Source organism: Nocardia sp. 852002-20019_SCH5090214 (assembly GCF_001665865.1).
Lineage (GTDB): Bacteria > Actinomycetota > Actinomycetes > Mycobacteriales > Mycobacteriaceae > Nocardia > Nocardia nova.
In genome coordinates, this window is the sequence record NZ_LZMK01000409.1 from 14,620 (window position 1) to 31,521 (window position 16,902).

The 16,902-nt window shown below is 66.8% G+C and carries 13 protein-coding genes and 1 pseudogene; 10 read left to right on the top strand and 4 right to left on the bottom strand.

Features of this window, described 5'->3' with window-relative positions:
• Positions 1-27 precede the first annotated feature (27 nt).
• The 3 genes from A5780_RS34285 to A5780_RS34295 are packed head-to-tail and all read right to left on the bottom strand — an operon-like array spanning position 28 to position 2,535.
• Positions 28-930, bottom strand: coding sequence for a short-chain dehydrogenase/reductase (locus A5780_RS34285; RefSeq protein ID WP_082976886.1), 903 nt, complete (start codon positions 928-930; stop codon positions 28-30).
• A 41-nt stretch (positions 931-971) separates the two neighbouring features.
• Positions 972-1,154 (bottom strand): rubredoxin, encoded by a 183-nt coding sequence (locus tag A5780_RS34290; RefSeq protein WP_064911120.1) that lies wholly within the window; start codon positions 1,152-1,154, stop codon positions 972-974.
• 46 nt (positions 1,155-1,200) lie between these two features.
• Positions 1,201-2,535, bottom strand: coding sequence for an FAD-dependent oxidoreductase (locus tag A5780_RS34295; RefSeq protein WP_064911121.1), 1,335 nt, complete (start codon positions 2,533-2,535; stop codon positions 1,201-1,203).
• Positions 2,536-2,711: 176 nt separating this feature from the next.
• On the opposite strand from A5780_RS34295, the pseudogene A5780_RS43315 reads away from it, so the two are divergent.
• From A5780_RS43315 to A5780_RS34310, 4 genes and pseudogenes are all read left to right on the top strand, one after another.
• A pseudogene (locus A5780_RS43315) lies at positions 2,712-3,191 on the top strand (cytochrome P450); the annotation flags it as partial.
• A 133-nt stretch (positions 3,192-3,324) separates the two neighbouring features.
• A complete protein-coding gene (locus tag A5780_RS39605) occupies positions 3,325-4,152 on the top strand; it encodes a cytochrome P450 (protein ID WP_197521946.1) in 828 nt (275 codons plus the stop codon).
• Positions 4,153-4,223: 71 nt separating this feature from the next.
• Entirely contained in the window at positions 4,224-5,012 is a 789-nt protein-coding gene (locus tag A5780_RS34305) for a nuclear transport factor 2 family protein (RefSeq protein WP_064911122.1), read from the top strand.
• A 192-nt stretch (positions 5,013-5,204) separates the two neighbouring features.
• Complete coding sequence (locus A5780_RS34310) at positions 5,205-6,011, top strand: hypothetical protein (RefSeq protein WP_064911123.1); 807 nt, start codon at positions 5,205-5,207, stop codon at positions 6,009-6,011.
• A 150-nt stretch (positions 6,012-6,161) separates the two neighbouring features.
• On the opposite strand, the gene A5780_RS34315 is transcribed toward A5780_RS34310, so the two are convergent.
• Positions 6,162-6,806 (bottom strand): TetR/AcrR family transcriptional regulator, encoded by a 645-nt coding sequence (locus A5780_RS34315; protein WP_064911124.1) that lies wholly within the window; start codon positions 6,804-6,806, stop codon positions 6,162-6,164.
• A gap of 402 nt (positions 6,807-7,208) precedes the next feature.
• On the opposite strand from A5780_RS34315, the gene A5780_RS34320 reads away from it, so the two are divergent.
• The 6 genes from A5780_RS34320 (at position 7,209) to A5780_RS34345 (ending at position 16,880) form a co-directional block, all read left to right on the top strand.
• Positions 7,209-8,108 carry an alpha/beta hydrolase gene (locus A5780_RS34320; protein WP_082976889.1) on the top strand — a complete coding sequence of 300 codons (900 nt, stop codon included), beginning with the start codon at positions 7,209-7,211 and terminating at the stop codon, positions 8,106-8,108.
• Positions 8,109-8,184: 76 nt separating this feature from the next.
• Positions 8,185-9,714 carry an NAD(P)/FAD-dependent oxidoreductase gene (locus A5780_RS34325; RefSeq protein WP_064911125.1) on the top strand — a complete coding sequence of 510 codons (1,530 nt, stop codon included), beginning with the start codon at positions 8,185-8,187 and terminating at the stop codon, positions 9,712-9,714.
• Between the two features lie 31 nt (positions 9,715-9,745).
• Positions 9,746-10,606, top strand: a complete 861-nt coding sequence (locus A5780_RS34330) for a short-chain dehydrogenase/reductase (RefSeq protein WP_064911126.1) — start codon at positions 9,746-9,748, stop codon at positions 10,604-10,606.
• Between the two features lie 72 nt (positions 10,607-10,678).
• Positions 10,679-12,325: an AMP-binding protein gene (locus A5780_RS34335; RefSeq protein ID WP_064911127.1), complete on the top strand. Its 1,647-nt coding sequence runs from the start codon at positions 10,679-10,681 to the stop codon at positions 12,323-12,325.
• A gap of 29 nt (positions 12,326-12,354) precedes the next feature.
• On the top strand, positions 12,355-13,866 hold the full coding sequence (locus A5780_RS34340) for an aldehyde dehydrogenase family protein (RefSeq protein WP_231983186.1): 1,512 nt from the start codon (positions 12,355-12,357) through the stop codon (positions 13,864-13,866).
• Positions 13,863-16,880 carry an MMPL family transporter gene (locus A5780_RS34345; protein ID WP_082976896.1) on the top strand — a complete coding sequence of 1,006 codons (3,018 nt, stop codon included), beginning with the start codon at positions 13,863-13,865 and terminating at the stop codon, positions 16,878-16,880. Before A5780_RS34340 ends, A5780_RS34345 begins: the two co-directional genes overlap by 4 nt.
• Positions 16,881-16,902: the final 22 nt, after the last annotated feature.

The window sequence follows — 16,902 nt, forward strand, 5'->3', positions numbered from 1 at the left end:
GACGGGTTGCTCGATATTACGGGCGATCTACCGCGTCGCCCGGCTGCGCTGCTCGAGCGACCGCACGATGTCCTGTACGCGGGGATCGACTCGAAAGAGGCTGACGAGTGGCCGGTTCACGAGCTCACGGAACAACGAGTACGGCTCCCAGACGAGCGGCGCGATAGTGCGGGCAGACCGCTCGACGACGCCGTTCACGAGCGCTTCGGCGGCCTGCGAGGACGTGATCCGACGCCGAATCGGGGCAGGCATCAGCATGTCCACCCGGTGCCCGAGCGGGTCGTCGTCGAAGGCGTGTTTCACCAGCGCTGTGTCGACCGAGCCGAAGTACGCCACGCCTGCCGTCGCCCCTGTGCTACCGAGTTCGATCCGCAGGGCTCGGCCCAGCTGCTCCACACCGGCCTTGCTGGCCACGTAGGACGCGCCTGCGAAGACCGGGGCGAAGGCGGCCACCGACGCGACCATGACGATGTGTCCCTGATGTTCGATGACCTGCTCCAGGGCCGGCTTCACCGTGTTGACCACGCCGGTCAGGTTGATCGCGATCACCCGGTCGAAGTCGTCGAGGTCGGTGTCTCGCAGGGTGGCCGGTGGCGGCGTGATGCCGGCGTTGGCGACGACCACGTCGATCCGGCCGAATCGTCGAACGGCTTCGGCCGCCGCCTCCGCCATCGCGTCGCGGTCACGCACGTCGGCGGTCACGCCGTGCGCGACGTGTGGACCGAGAGCGGCGACGGCCTGCTCGAGTCCGTCGGTGTCGACATCCACCAGGACGACGCGAGCGCCGTGGGCCACCAAGGACTCGGCGGTGGCTCTTCCGATGCCTTGCGCTGCCCCGGTGACGAGCGCGACCCTGCCCGTCGGATCGATACGCCCACAACCGCGTCTCCAGGGCAGAAGCGGTGGAGAAAGCATGCTCAGGGGCCTCATGAGGTGGCTCGATTCGTCGTTTCGATCATCGGGAGCCTGGTTCAGGCGCGTTCGATATCGACCATGTCGAAGTCGGTTTTGGCGGCGCCGCAGTCGGGGCAGGACCAGTCGTCGGGGATGTCCTCCCAGCGGGTGCCCGGGGCGATGCCGTCCTCGGGCCAGCCCTTGGCCTCGTCGTACTCGAACCCGCACTGGGTGCATACATACACTGCGTAGTCGTTCATCGGTGATTTCCCTTGCCGGATAGTGGTTTTCGGTCGTTGGTACGGGTCAGGGGAGGGCTCGGGAGGCGGCGAGCATGTCGGCGCGTTCGACGACCTTGGTGCGCTCGCGTCCACGCTGGGCGCCGAGACTACGTTCGTGGGCGTCCAGGCGCTGCCAGCCGTCCCAGGTGGTGTAGGGGTGAGCGGCGCGGTCGAGAGTCTCGACGAGGTCGCCGCCGGGCCGGTGTGGCAGTAGCCCGGCCCGGTGGTCGGCGATCAGCGCGGCGACCACCTCGGCGGAGTCGCTGCGGGTGTGACCGATGAGCCCGACCGGCCCGCGCCGAACCCACCCGGTGACATACACCCCCGTCATCTGCTCGACCCGGCCCGCCTCGTTGGGGACTACGCCACGCCGGTGGTCGAACGGCAGCCCGGGCAGTTCATCGGACAGATAGCCGATGGCCCGGTAGACCGCCTGCACGGGCCACTCGGTGAATCGGCCCGTGCCCTTGGCGTTTCCGGTTCCGTCCAACTCGGTGCGTTCGGTACGCAACCCCACCACGGCCCCGTCCTCGCTCAGGATTTCGACCGGCTCCTCGAAGAAGTGCAGCACGAGTTTGCGGGCCCGGCCCCGGCTGCCGCGAGCGGCATACTCCTCGATGAGCCCGGCCACCTGATCGGTGATCTTCGACGCCGCGCGCGCGGCCACAGACGCCTCGTCATAAACCATGTCGCCCGGATCGACGACCACATCGATGGTCGGCGACTCGTCGAGCTCACGCAGCTCCAACGGGCTGAACTTCGCCTGGGCGGGACCACGCCGGCCGAAGACATGGATCTCGCTCGCCGCGTTGGCGGCCAACCCGTCGTAGACATGATCGGGAATCTCGGTGTGCGCCAGCTCATCAGCGGACTTGGCCAACATCCGCGCGGCATCCAACGCCACGTTACCCATCCCGATTACGGCCACCTTGTCCGCGTGCAATGGCCACGACCGCGGGCCATCAGGATGCCCGTCATACCAGGACACGAACTCCGCGCTGCTGTACGAACCCGGAAGATCACCCCCGCGCACCCGCAGCGGGCGATCCCGCACGGCCCCCGTGGCGAAGACCACCGCGTCATAGTGACGCCGCAGCATCTCCAGATCGACATCGACCCCGTACTCCACATTGCCGACCAATCGCACCTGCGGCTGCGCGAGCACTCGATGCAAAGCACCCACGATGCCCTTGATCCGCGGGTGATCCGGAGCCACCCCGTACCGAATCAACCCGAACGGGGCCGGCAGACGCTCCAGCAGATCAACCCGGACACCCGGCACATCCTTCACAAGCCGGTCGGCGGCATAAATACCGGCCGGGCCGGCCCCCACCACCGCTACACGCAGCCCCTCACCCATCACGACGCCTCGCAACCATCGGGACTCTCCTACATCTTGACTACGACTGTCTCTTACATCAATATCGGTTGTAGACACAGTCGTTGTCAACACACGTGCTACTGCGGCTCGCGCATCAATGTCGATGAAGGAGATCGGAAGTCATGGCATCACCCAATACGGCCAGTAGGCCGGACATGCCCCCGAAGGCGGCGTGTCCGGTCACGCACCAAGGCGCCCATGACGGCGGCGCGACGCCTGCCACGCACTCGCCGTCCAAGCGCTTCCCGACGCTGCGGTCGACGGCATCCGCGCTGTACAAGGGCTGGGGCTTCGAGGACGGGATCTACGCTCGCCTCGCCGGCCACGACTTCTCCCGTTTCCGGGTGGGATTGCGCCGCTACGCCGCAATCACCCGGCCCGAGTACGTCGAGCACGTCTTGTTCGAGCACCATGAGCGCTACTACAAGTCGATCGACTTCACCGCCGTGGACGGTGCGCTCGGCGTCGGCATCTTCAGCGACAACGGTGACTCGTGGAAGTACCATCGCAAGCTCCTCAACCCGATGTTCACCCGCAAGCACCTCGACAACGTGTTCGATCTCATGGCCGAACCGGTCGAGGACGCCGCGGCCGCACTGCCGCAGCGGCCTGTGGAGATCGAGTTGCACGACATAATGGTCGAGCTGACCCTCGACGTCATCGGCAACGCGGTCTTCTACCAAAACTTCAAAGAAGTACTTCCCCGACGACCTCGGATGGTGGATCACCGAGGGCCTCGCCGAGACGATGCAGCTCGCACGCTTGCTCATGGTCGCCGAACCGCCCGCCTGGCTGAACAAACTGATCTGGGGCGTGATTCACAGCAGCGTACCGGTGCCCCCGCCGCTGTCGAACCTGCAGAAGGCTACGAAGATCGTCATGGGAGGCACCGAGGCCATCCTCGCCGACCGCGCCGCCAACCGCACGGACACGCAGGACCTGCTCAACCTCATGCTGAAAGCCGTGGACGACGGCGCCATGACCCCGGAGCGGGTCCGGTCGGAGGCGGCCGTGCTCATGCTCGCCGGCCACGAGACCACGGCCACCACCATGAGCTTCCTGTGGCACCTGCTCTCGCAGAACCACTGGGCCCGCGACCGGATGCTCGAGGAGGTCGACACCGTCCTGGAGGGCCGGACGCCCACCGCGGCGGACCTGCGCAACCTGCCGTGGACCGCTGCCTGTGTCGACGAGACCATGCGGCTCTACCCGCCGGTCTGGTTCAGCCCGCGCACGGCGATCGTCGACGACGTGATCGGCGGGCACCACGTCAAGGCGGGCACGACCGTGGTCATGCCGAACTTCCTGATCGGGCGCGACCCGCGTTGGTGGCCCAACCCCGAAGTCTTCGACCCGTCGCGCTTCATGCCCGGTGCCGACGCGGGCCGCAACCGCGGCGCCTTCGTCCCGTTCAGTGGCGGCCCGCGAACCTGCATCGGCCGGAACCTCGCCCTCATGGAGACGGTGCTCATCGCCGCGAAGTTCAGCCAGACGCACACGTTCGAGACGGTGCCGGGGCACCGTATGGAACCGCAGGCAACGCCCAGCCTCCGCCCGCGGTACGGGCTGCGGGTGATCGCCAGCCCACGCCGCTGACGGTGGCTACCAAGAGCGAGGTCGTGCTCGTCCTCGCCGCCCATCGATGTCGATGAAGGAGATTCAGACCCATGGCAATCAGCAAGACGGCCGGTAAGAAGGACCAGACCGAGGCCAAGTTTCAGGCGGCCCTGACCCGCCGAACCCTCCGCAAGCCGGCGCCCACCTATATTCAGGGCAATCGGTCCGAACCCGTGCGGGTATACAACGAGGACGAACTCCAGAGCATGGGGTTGCAGTTCTTCGCTGAGGTGGAGGCGCACCTGCGGTTCTATACCGACAAACTCGGCCACGACGTCATGTGGTTCGACGACTGGCTGAAGAAGTACTGGGCGGCGTGGAGCGGCGGCATCGACGAGGCCGCCGTCCATGAACTCCTCTCGCCCGAGGTGACGTACAAGGACCCCCTGTCGTTCGGTCGTCAGATGGTGGGAATCCAAGCCTTCATCGACTACAACCAGGCGTTCTTCGACGCGGCGCCCGACCTGCGCTACGACGCGATCCCTGGTCAGGCCAGTATCTCGGTCTCGCCCAGCGGCGAATTGCTGTTCATGGCTCGTTACAGCGGGTGCGGTCACTGGGACAACCCGCTGCGGATGTACCCGTTCACACCGGGCTCGCCGGCAATCCCCGGCAATGGCAAGTTCACCCAGCTCTACCCCGTCGATCGGTACCACTTCAACGCCGAGGGCAAGATGATCCAGGGCGAGACCCTGTGGGATCCGATCGATGCGCTGCAGTTGTTGCGCGTCGTGCCGAGCGACACCAGCGCCACGTTCAAGGCGATGGCAAAGGTGGGTGGTGTCGCTTCGACCGCGGTGCGACTGAAGAACCGGTTGTCGTTCGTCGGCGAGAACTGATCGCCCGTCCGACGCCGCTGATCCTGCGCGATTGCGCTGGAAACCGCCTCTATAAGACTCAACTACGCTCAGTTCTTGACTACGAGCGTGTCTTACATCGCGATCAGTGGACCACTTGCTCTCTACACGACGTGGGCGCGCAACGTGGGCTGAACCGCGCACATCAATGTGGATGAAGGAGATCTGGGACTCATGGCAACCAGTAAGACAGCCGGCAAGCAGAACGAGGCCGAACCGGCCGACTACGAAGCAAGGTTTCAGCAGGCGCTGCGCCGATTGAGTATCGCCAAGCCGATGCCGCCCTTCGTTCAGGGCAACCGGTCGGCGCCCGTGCAGACTGTCGGCGAGCAGGAATTGCAGCGGATGACGCATCAGCTTTTCGACGACGTCGAAGCGCAGTGCGCGTTCTACACCGAGCGTCTCGGCATGGATGTGATGTGGGTGCTCGAATGGCTGAAGAAGTACTGGTCGGCGTGGAGCGGGGGCGTCAACGAGGATCTGGTGCGCGCGACCGTCGCCGAGAATTGCGAGTACAAGGACCCGCTGTCGTTCGGCCGGACGATGTATGGCGTGCAGGCGTTCATCGACTACAACCAGGCGTTCTACGACGCGGCTCCGGATCTGGCGTACTACTTGATCCCGGGCGAGGTGTCCCTGCAGGTCTCGCCCAAGGGGGAGGTCATCTTCATGGGCCGTTACGTCGGGTGCGGGCACTGGGACTATCCGTTGCGGATGTATCCGTTCACCCCGGGCTCGCCCGCGATCCCCGGGACCGGCGCATACATTCAGGGGTACCCCGTCGACCGGTACCACTTGGACCCCGTGAGCCACAAGGTGGTTCGGGGCGAAACGCTGTGGGACCCGTTCGAACTGCTGCAGATCCAGAAGCTGATGCCGAGCGACACCAGTCTGGCGTTCAAGGCGATGGTCAAGGCGGGCCGGCTCGTGACGCCCGCGATCAAGGCGGCCCGCCGGCTGCCGCTGCGCGGCGGCAACTGACCGCGGCGCCACGCGCTGTCGCTGCTGATCACACATTTCGGGAACGTTGACGACGAACCGCGAGCCGATCCGTTCCGGACCGCCTCGCGGTTCGGTTCTCTGTGCGGCCGGCGAGGCGCGGTAGGTCGCACCCGCCGAATTCCCGATCGGTCAGCCGATGCGGTCGGCCGCGGAAGCTGTCAGCGCGCCGTAGGTCAGGCGCGCCAGCCGCTCGACGAGCTCGGGCCGGCCGATCCGGAGGTCGCCGGAGATGTGGGCGATGGCCAGCTGGACGAGTCCGCCGGCGATGTACAGAGCGCTGGCGTCGTCGAATCCGATGTTCGCGGCGTTGACATCGTCGGTGATCACGGTGGCAACCAGGCGGACGAGTTGTTGCAGCTCCTGGCGGATGGGGGGCCTGCTCGCGGTGACGGCGGCTATGAGTGCTGCCCTTCGGGGGTCCTCTTCGAGGGCGCCCAATACGGCATCGAGACCTTGGCGGAAGCGCTCGAGTATCTCTTCCCCGGACGCTGCTCCCGGGTCGGGCAGCTGTGTTGCGTACAGGCCGGCCATACCGGTTTCGAGGAGTTCGGTCGCGACGTGGTGGAAGGTCTCGACCAGCAGATCATCTGTGTCGGTGAAGTTTTCGTAGAAGTAGCGACTGGACAGTTTCGACTCAGCGATCACGTTGCGGACGCCGAGGGCGGACAATCCGCCGGTATGGATGAGGGTCAACGCGGCGTCGATCAGCGCTTCCTTGCGGCGCCGGCGACGCTCGTCGGGCGTTTCGCGCAGATAATTCCGGGATTCGGCCATATCGGTGCCAACCTTCTGTGCGCGGGGTGCGGCGCTCGGATGCGTTCCCGTCGGCAGGCGCCGGGACCGGGCCGTCTTCCGATGCGCGCCGCGGAATCGGGGGTATCGCCCGCTCGGCCACCGCCGTTGCGGCTCATCCGTGTCGGCAGCGAGCCTGCGAGTGCCGGCGCCGGGTCGGTCTTCGCTGCGGGTCTCTCGACCCGAGATGTTGACAACGATCATATCCTACTATGTAGGATACCATCGTATCCAACATGGCAGGAGTGCAATGAGGCACGCAGGTGAGATCAGGAAAGCGCCGTCGCTGACCGACCGCGGCCGCTCTGGTGACCTGTCCGCAGCGCGGAACGGCACGCAACTGTGAGGGCCCGTGGTTCACGACGGTCCCGCGCGCTGCGAGCAGTGGCGTCCGCGACCATCCAGCCGGTCGCGGCTGTGGCGCCGGTGGACGATCGAACCCTGCCGGTAGCTCGCAGAATCGTCGACCAGGTGATGCGCAGGGTCGCTCCGGCACTGGACGGTACGACGGTCGATCATGTGCGCGCCGAGGTGGACGGAGTATCGGTACACGCGGACTGGGTGCGCGCGACGAGTGCGACGGACCGCCCGGGGGCGATTCTGTACGTCCACGGGGGTGGGTTCGTGGCCGGATCGGCGCGAGGGTATCGCGGTGTGGCGTCACGACTCTCGATGGCCACCCGGTTGCCGGTATTCGTCGTCGATTACCGGCTGGCCCCGGAACATCCGAGCCCCGCGGCGCAGAACGACGTGGCCGCAGCGTACCGGTGGCTGTTACACCAGGGGTACGAACCGGACCGGATCATCGTGTCGGGCGATTCGGCCGGCGGGTTCCTCGCGGCCGACTTCGTCGTCGCCAACGCGCGAGGCGGCGCACCCGCTCCCGCGGGGATGGTGCTGTTCTCCCCGATGGCAGATCTGGGACTCGGCCTCGCGGGCGCCGCGGTCGGGCGCAGCCGCGACGCATTCCTGTCTCATGCCTTGTCGGTGAAAGCGGTGCGCCACTTCACCGTCGATCCCGTCGAATTGTGCATCGAACCCGGCTGCGCCCTGCCGCCGACCTTGATCCAATACGGCGGCGCCGAGTTCTTCGCGGCGGACGCGGTGGAATTGGCGGACCGATTGCGCGCCGCCGGCGCGCACTGCGACCTGCAGGTGTGGCCGGATCAAACACATGTCTTCCAGATGATGCCGGCGCTGGTCCCCGAAGCGCATATCGCCTTGCGTGCGGTAGGTCGCTACACCGACGCGATATTGGCCGCTGCCGAGGCGGCGGCGAGCTGACGTTCGAGTCCGGTATCGCAGGGACACAAAGGTTTTCGGGTTCGGCCGACGATCTCACGAAAGATGGAGTAAGAGGATGACCGGTGCGAATGCAGATATTCGCGAGCAGCCCGCAGGCATACCCGAACGGGTGCGGGTGCTGGTGATCGGCGCGGGCTTCGGCGGACTCGGCGCGGCGATCAAGTTGCTGGACAACGGGATCACCGATTTCGTCGTCCTGGCACGCGAATCGGATGTCGGTGGCACCTGGCAGGTGAACACCTATCCCGGGGCCCAGGTCGATGTCCCGTCGCTGTTGTATTCGTATTCGTTCGCGCCGAATCCGGAATGGACCCGGTTGTATCCGCTGCAGGCCGAAATCCAGGCGTATCTGCGCCGGACGGCCGAGCGGTACGGGGTGCTGCCCTATATCCGTTTCGGCCGAGAGGTCGAGCAGTGCGTCTGGGACGAGAACGCCCAGCACTGGGTCGTGCACACCGACGCCGGGGTGATCCACGCGCAGTTCGTGATCGCGGGCTTCGGCCCGTTCAGCGCTCCATCGATTCCGGAATTTCCCGGTATCGAGACATTCGCCGGCACCACATTCCACTCCGCGCACTGGGAGCACGGCCACGATCTGACCGGCCGCCGGGTGGCGGTGATCGGAACCGGCGCCTCGGCCGTCCAATTCGTCCCGCGAATCCAACCGCAGGTCGACCATCTCTCGGTCTTCCAGCGGACTCCGATCTGGGTGATGCCGCATCCCGATCGCCCGACGAGCCCGCTGACGCGTGGGCTGTGGCGGAAAGTGCCGGGCGCGCAGCGCAGTTCCCGGCAAGCGCTGGCGGTGTTGTTCGAATCGCTGGTGCCGCCGTTCGCCAAATATCCCGATCTTCTTGTGGGGCTGGAGAAGTCGGCGCGGTGGAATATCCACCGCAGCATCGCCGACCCCGGGCTGCGGGAAGCCTTGACCCCGGACTACCGGCTCGGCTGCAAGCGGCCGACCTTTTCCAACACCTACTATCCGGCACTGGCCGCCTCGAATGCGGACGTGATCACCTCGGGCATCGAGCGGATCGACGCCACCGGCATCATCACCCGCGACGGTGTGCACCATGACGTCGACACCATCATCTACGGCACCGGATTCCGGATCAACGATCACCCGATAGGGGAGCGGATCATCGGCCGCGACGGCGTGAGTCTGGCACAGCTGTGGGCCGAGGATCCGAAGGCGTATCTGGGGACCACGGTGAGCGGACTGCCGAATATGTTCATCGTCCTCGGTCCCAACTCCGCCCCGTACACCTCGGCGGTGGTGACGATCGAGGCGCAGCTCAACTACATCGTGGACGCGCTGCGCAAGGCCGATCGGGCCGGCATCGCCAGCATCGACGTCAAGCCCGGGGTGCAGCGGGAATTCATCGCCCGCATCGACCGGCAGTTGAGCAGGTCGGTCTGGGCCACCGGCGGCTGTCGGAGTTACTACATCGGGAGCACCGGCCGCATCGTCGCGTTCTGGCCCGGTTACGCGGCGCAGTTCGCCCACCGTACGCGGAAGCTGAATCTCGATGACTACCACGTCGTTCGAGCCCCGGCATCGACCGTCAGCGCAGCATCGCGGTGATCGTTTCCACATCCGATTCCGAGGAGTTCGCATGACCCCGTTGTTGCACCGGCCGAAGACCTTCGCGTTGAGCGGGAAAACGGCGCTGGTCACCGGCGCCGCGCAGGGCATCGGCCTGGAAGCGGCCCGCCTGCTGCACCAGCGCGGCGCGTCGATCGTATTGGTGGACGTCGACGCCGACCGCGCGCGGGCCGCCGCCGAATCCGTCGGCAGCCGCGCGCTGGGAGTCGCTGCCGATGTGCGCGACCGTGCGGCATTGCGATCGGCCGCCGAACGTGGGCAGGAGCGGTTCGGCGGGTTGGACGTGGTGGTCGCGAATGCCGGTGTCGCCCCCACGCCGGCGACCATCCGGATGATGGACGATTCCGATTTCGACCGGGTGATCGGCATCAACCTGACCGGCGTCTACAACACCGTCCGTGCCACGATCGATCCGATCGTCGCCGCCAGGGGGCATATGGTCGTGGTGTCGTCGGCCGCGGCGTTCTCGCCGGGCGCGGGGGGCTCGCCGTACATGATCAGCAAGGCCGGGGTCGAGCAACTCGGTCGCGCGTTGCGCATCGAGTTGGCGTTGCACGGCGCCACGGCGCAGATCGCGTACTTCGGCGTCGTGCAGACCGCCATGACGCACGACACTCTCGATGCCGACGAACTGGGGCGTGGATTGGACGCCAAACTTCCCTGGCCGCTCAACCGCCGGATCACCCCGCAGCAGGCGGCGCGCTCGCTCGTCGACGGCATCGAATCCCGGGCCGCGTCCACCATCGCGCCGGCCGGCTGGCAGCAGTACGGGTGGCTGCGTGGAGCCGTCAATCCGGTGCTGGATTCCCAGTTGCTGCGCGACCGGAGCCTGCAGCGACTGCTGCGTCAGCTCGAACAGCGCAAGGCATAGCCGATGGTCGTCGCCGTGCTGGGCCCGGGGCGCCCGCCGATCCGTGACGAAAAACTACTCGAGTAGGGTGTCATGACAATTCCGAAGGTTCCGGTGCCGACCTCGCGCCTCGCCGATGGCGTGGAGACGTTGCGGGCGGTGGTCCGGTTGCAGCAGACCGGCGTCGTGGATCTGCGCCGGCCTGATCGGCTGCTCGCGACCGTGCGTGGCAACAAGTCCTACGGCTCGGCGGCAACCATGATCATGAAGGGCGCCGAGGAGCATCCGGACGCGCCCGCGCTGACGGATGAACGTGGGATGCTCACCTACCGCGAACTCGACGAGCAGTCGAATGCGCTGGCCAATGCGCTGCTCGCGCAAGGCATTCCGTCCGGCTCCGTGGTCGGTGTACTGGCCCGGGACCACCGTGGTCTGGTGCTGGCGATCAGCGCGGCCGGGCGGGCCGGTTTTCGCCTCGCGCTGATGAACACCGGCTTCGCCGAACCCCAGTTCGCGGAGGTGGCGCGGCGGGAGAACGTGCGAGCGATGTTGTACGACAGCGAATTCAGCGAATTGCTCGCCGCGCTGCCGAAACACATATCGCGCATCGTCACCTGGGTCGATACCGGAGATCAGGTACCGCCGGGAACGCGCACTCTGGACCAATTGATCGCCACCGGCCACCGGCGACGTCCCGCGCCACCGGAGCGACCCGGCGGGTTCATCGTGCTGACCAGCGGCACCACCGGGTTGCCGAAGGGTGCGCCGCGCACCAAGGTGACGCCGCTGCTGAGTGCTCTGCTGGTCGACCGTATCCCGTTCCCGCGACGCGGCTCGGTGGTCATCGTGTCGCCGCTGTTTCATTCGACGGGGTTCGCGACCTGGACCGTGGCCACCGCCTTGGCCAACCGGACGGTGGTGATGCGCCGGTTCGACGCCGAGGCGACGCTGCGCGCGCTCGCCGAACATCGCGCACAACTGCTGGTCGCGGTGCCGACCATGCTGCACCGGTTGCTGGCGTTGCCGCCGGAGGTCCGCGCGCGCTACGACCTGTCGGCATTGAAGGCCATCCTGGTCGCCGGATCCCCGCTGTCGCCCGAACTCGCCACCCGCGTTCAGGACACCTTCGGTGAGGTGCTGTACAACCTGTACGGATCGACCGAGGTCGGGATCGCCACCATCGCCCAGCCACATGAATTGCGCTCGGCGCCGGGCACTGTCGGGCGGCCACCGGTGACCTCGAAGATCGCGTTGTTCGACGCGGATGGCGGCCGGGTTACCCGACCGCACGTCTCGGCGCGCGTCTTCGTACGGACCAGCGCACCGTTCGAGGGATACACCGACGGCCGCCACAAGGACTGCATCGACGGCTACCTGTCCAGCGGCGATATGGGTCATTTCGACGAGTCCGGGCTGCTGCACATCGATGGCCGCGACGACGACATGATCGTTTCCGGCGGCGAGAACGTCTATCCACTCGAGATCGAGAACCTGCTCGCGGCGCGTGCGGACGTCGACGATGTGGCGGTGGTCGGAGTCGACGATCCGGAATACGGTCAACGGTTGCGCGCCTTCATCGTTCCCGCATCCGGCTCGGTTGTCGACGAGCAGGAGATCAAGGCCTACGTCAAGGCGAACCTGGCGCGATACAAGGTGCCGCGCGAGATCGTGGTCGTCGACGAGCTACCACGCAATCCCACCGGCAAGGTCGTGCGGGCGAAGCTGAAGGACATGCCGTGAATGACCTCGACCATTCCCAGGAGAGCGATGTGACGTCTTCCGACGGCCCGATCCCGCTGTCGAGCCCGATCGGCGCGAACGAGCTACGGCAGTTTCGAGAGCAGGCCGACGCTGTGCCCGACACCGTCGCACGGCTGCGAGCCGCGCAGCCCGCATGGGCGAGGCTGGAGGTCGAACAGCGCGCGAAATGGGTTTCACGTCTGCGGGATCGGGTCCTGGACAATGCCGGGCATCTCGCGCGCACGATCGCGGACGAGTCCGGCAAACCTCTCGCCGAGGCCAGGCTCGAGGTGGCCATCGCCGTCGAGAACATGAGCTACTACGCCGCCCGGGCACAACGATTTCTGGCCCCGGCGGCCCCGGCGCCGCACGGACCGCTCACCGCATTGAAGCGGCTGCGGATCGACCATCGCCCCTACGAGGTCGTCGGCGTCATCACGCCGTGGAATTTCCCGCTGGCCCAAGCGGTGCTCGACGTGATCCCGGCTCTGCTGGCCGGTGCATCGGTCGTGGTGAAGCCCTCGGAAAACACGCCTATGACGGTGCTCGAACTGGTCCGAGGGTGGAGCGACATCGGCGCCCCGCCGGTGCTCGACGCCGTCACGGGAAGCGGAAGTGCCGGGGAAGCGGTCGTGGCGGCCGTCGATTACGTCCAGTTCACCGGATCGACGCGAACGGGCCGAGCGGTGGCTGCGCAAGCCGCGGCGCGCCTTGTTCCCTTCGGGCTCGAACTGGGCGGAAAGGATCCGGCGATCGTGCTGCCCGACGCCGCTCTCTCCTACGCCGCCAAGGGGATTGCGTGGGGCGGGCTGGCCAACGCCGGGCAGATGTGCACCTCGATCGAGCGGGTGTACGTCCATTCCGCGGTCTACGACGACTTCGTCCGGCTGCTGGTCGACGAGGTAGCGAGGCTGCGCATGGGCCGTGACTACGGTCCGCTGACGACGCCTGAGCAACTGACGATCGTGCAGCGCCACGTCGGCGAGGCGGTCGCCGCCGGGGCGCGGGTGCTGATCGGCGGCGCGCCGGAGGGAGAGACGACCGGATACGCGCCGACCGTGCTCGTCGACGTGAACCACGACATGGCGGTGATGCGCGAGGAGACCTTCGGACCGGTACTGCCGGTGATGGCCTTCGACACCGAAGACGAGGCCGTCGCCTTGGCCAACGACAGCACCTACGGGTTGTCGGCGTCGGTGTGGACCCGCGATCGGCGTCGTGGCGAGCGCATCGCGTCGCGGCTGCGCGCGGGTGCCGTGGACGTCAATGATGTTCAGGCGCATCTGTTGTGCTTCCCGCTGCCCATGCACGGCTGGGGGGAGTCCGGTATCGGCGGACGCAACGGTGGCGCCGAGGGGATCGTCAAATATTGCCGCCCGCAGGCGGTGACCTCACCGCGCATGACGGTGAAACCGCTGAACCAACTGCTGTGGTTTCCCTACACGCCCTTCAAGAGCGACCTCATCGAACTCGCGATCCGGCTGATCGACGGCGGCGGGTGGAGGCGGCGATTGGGCCTGAACGGGAAATCGGCCCGATGAAGCGCGTGCCGGTCGTGCGCACCGGCGAATTCAGCCCCCGTCTCGCGGCGATCGGCCGGTTCGCCATGGGGCACAAAGTTCTGGTGATCGGGGCGTGGCTGGGCGTCGCCGTCGTTCTCGCGATCGCGTTCCCGCAACTGGAGACCGTCGTGCGTCACCAGTCGGTCCAGCTGGTGCCCCCGGATGTGGCGTCCTTCCAGGCTGCTGATCGGATGGCGGCGGCATTCGACGAGCAGGGCGCGAAGACCTCGATAGTTGTCGCGATGGAGGACCCGTCCGGGCTGACCCCTGCGGCGCGGCAACGCTACGACACACTGGTCGCCGCGCTACGCGCCGACACGACACACGTTCTGCTCGTGCAGGATCTGCTGGCCGATCCGACGACCAGAACCCAGTCGGTGAGCAAGGACGGGAAAGCCTGGTTTCTGCCCGTAGGGATCGCCGGCACGTTCGGCGAACCCAAGGCGACCCAATCGGTCGATGCCGTCAGCGCGACCGTGGCGTCGGTGTTCGCGCAATCGCCGACCACCGCCCGGGTCACCGGTCCGCCCGCGACCTACGCCGATGGGGTCGCCGCCGGTGAGCACGACCTGATCTTCATCACCGTGGCTACTTCCGTACTCATCGGGCTCATCCTGCTGCTGGTCTACCGGTCGGTGTTCACTGCCGTGCTGCCGGTGCTGGTCATCGGTATCAGCGTCGCCGTCGCCCGTGGAGTCCTGTCGGGGCTGGGTGAACTCGGCCTGCCGGTCTCGCAATTCACCATCGACTTCATGACCGTCATCCTGTTGGGCGCCGGCACCGACTACACCGTCTTCCTGGTCAGCCGCTATCACGAACAGCGACGACGAGGCATCGCCCCGGAACCGGCCATCAGCCACGCGACCGGCAGCATCGGCCGCGTCATCCTCGCCTCGGCGGCCACGGTCGCGCTGGCGTTCGCCGCACTGGTTTTCGCTCACCTCGGCGCTTTCGCCGCGATCGGGCCGGCCTGCACCGTTTCCGTTCTGATCGGATTCCTGGCCTCCGTCACCGTGCTGCCGGCGATTCTGTCGCTGGCCGCCGGCCGTGGTCTCGCCGAGCCCCGCGCCGACCTGTCTCGCCGATATTGGAACCGGGTAGCCGTAGCGGTCGTCCGGCGGCCGGTGCCGTTGCTGGCCGTCAGCCTGGTGGCGCTGCTGGCCCTCGCCGGTGTCGCGGCCACCATGACCATCAGCTACGACGATCGGGCCAGCCAGCCTGCCGACACGCCGAGTAACGAGGGCTATCGCCTGCTGGATCGGCACTTTCCCGAAGACAGCGTCATCGGCGAGTACCTGCTGGTGCACTCCGGTGGCGATATGCGCACCGCCAAAGGTCTGGCCGATCTCGACGAAATGGCCTCCCGGGTGGCCCAGCTCCCCGGAGTTACGCGCGTATCCGGTGTCACCCGTCCTGCCGGCAAACGGCTCGACCAAGCCCAATTGTCTTGGCAGAACGCCCAAATCGGCAACAATATGGCCGCCGCCGCCGCTCGCGGGCAGGGCCACGAGCAGGATCTCGCCGCGCTCACCGACGGCGCCGACCAACTCTCCACCGGCCTCGGTCAACTCGACACCGCACTGCGCGCCACGCTGACACCGCTGGCCGGGATGGTGAGTGAGGCTCGCGACGCGGGCCGGCAGCTGCAGGACTATCAAGACGTGCTGAAACAACTCCAAGTCACCGCACCCGCCCTCGACAACGCCGTGCGAGCCGGCGCGGGGCTGGAGCCCCTGGCCCGCCAGGCGGCTACCGCGATTCCGGTGATCGCCGGCTTTGCGGCGACCCTCGACAATGCACCATGGTGCGCCGCCGCACCGCAGTGCGCGCACGTGCGCGACGAGGTCCGAATGCTGGTGTCGCTCAACGACTCCGGTTTCTTCGACCGGATAGCCGGTCTGGGGGATCAGCTCGGCTCCGGTGCTGCTGTCACCAGCACGCTCGCCACAGTCCAGAATGCTGCCGAGTCCATGCGGGAGGCCCTCGGCGCGGTCGGTGACCCCGCCGATCTCGCCGGTGAGATCAACCGCCTCCAAGACGGTGTCGGCCGACTCGCCTCCGGTGCCCGAGCGCTGGCGGTCGGCGTGCACACGCTCGCGGACAGCAACGTCGAATTGCTCGACGGCATGGGCCGGATCGCTGCGCAACTGCGGGATTCGGCGCATGCGACCGAGGGTTCGGATGCGGCCGCCGGTTTCTATCTCCCGCCCAGCACGCTCGACGATCGCCAATTCAGCGATATGGCACGCCATTTCATTTCCTCCGACGGCCGCACCGCACGATTCGCCGTCGAAACCCCCTACAATCCGTATTCCGCTGACGCGGTGGCCCTCGATCGCGCGATCATCCGGACGGCCGAGGCCGCCAGGCCCAATACCTCGCTGGCCGACGCCACCGTCTCCGTCGCCGGCTTCTCCGCAGTGGTCTCCGACCTGCAACAGCTGATGTCGGCCGACTTCACCCACCTGGCCATTGCGACCTTGGCGATCGTCGGCATCATTCTGGTGCTGATGCTGCGCGCCGTCGTCGCCCCGCTCTATCTTCTGGGCACCGTCGTACTGAACTATTTCGCCGCGCTCGGCCTCGGCGTCCTGGTGTTCCAGTACGGATTCGGCGACGACATCGCATGGGGTGTACCGCTGATCGCGCTGATCATCCTCGTCGCGGTCGGCGCGGACTACAACATGCTCCTTGTGTCCCGGCTCCGCGAGGAGTCGACCCGCAACGTGCGTGTCGGGGTCCTGCGCACCGTCGCCGGCACCGGCTCCGTCATCACCTCGGCGGGAATCATCTTCACTGCCAGCATGTTCGGGATGATGTTCGGGTCGATCGACTTCATGATTCAATGCGGATTCATCGTCGGCTGCGGACTGCTGCTCGACACCTTCGTCGTTCGAACCCTGACAGTTCCGGCGATCGCGACCCTGCTGCGTGGAAAAAGCTGGTGGCCGATGAAACCACCGAGCGCGTCCCGAACGGGGGACACCGGATAGTGCGTGGTTATGGTCGCGCCGG

Bases quoted from the DNA above. Each gene is read 5' to 3' on its own strand.
- A5780_RS39605 (WP_197521946.1), top strand. From the start codon at position 3,325: ATGGTCGCCGAACCGCCCGCCTGGCTGAACAAACTGATCTGGGGCGTG.
- A5780_RS34330 (WP_064911126.1), top strand. From the start codon at position 9,746: ATGACCCCGTTGTTGCACCGGCCGAAGACCTTCGCGTTGAGCGGGAAA.
- A5780_RS34325 (WP_064911125.1), top strand. From the start codon at position 8,185: ATGACCGGTGCGAATGCAGATATTCGCGAGCAGCCCGCAGGCATACCC.
- A5780_RS34305 (WP_064911122.1), top strand. From the start codon at position 4,224: ATGGCAATCAGCAAGACGGCCGGTAAGAAGGACCAGACCGAGGCCAAG.
- A5780_RS34345 (WP_082976896.1), top strand. From the start codon at position 13,863: ATGAAGCGCGTGCCGGTCGTGCGCACCGGCGAATTCAGCCCCCGTCTC.
- A5780_RS34335 (WP_064911127.1), top strand. From the start codon at position 10,679: ATGACAATTCCGAAGGTTCCGGTGCCGACCTCGCGCCTCGCCGATGGC.
- A5780_RS34290 (WP_064911120.1), bottom strand. From the start codon at position 1,154: ATGAACGACTACGCAGTGTATGTATGCACCCAGTGCGGGTTCGAGTAC.
- A5780_RS34310 (WP_064911123.1), top strand. From the start codon at position 5,205: ATGGCAACCAGTAAGACAGCCGGCAAGCAGAACGAGGCCGAACCGGCC.
- A5780_RS34295 (WP_064911121.1), bottom strand. From the start codon at position 2,535: ATGGGTGAGGGGCTGCGTGTAGCGGTGGTGGGGGCCGGCCCGGCCGGT.
- A5780_RS34315 (WP_064911124.1), bottom strand. From the start codon at position 6,806: ATGGCCGAATCCCGGAATTATCTGCGCGAAACGCCCGACGAGCGTCGC.
- A5780_RS34285 (WP_082976886.1), bottom strand. From the start codon at position 930: ATGAGGCCCCTGAGCATGCTTTCTCCACCGCTTCTGCCCTGGAGACGC.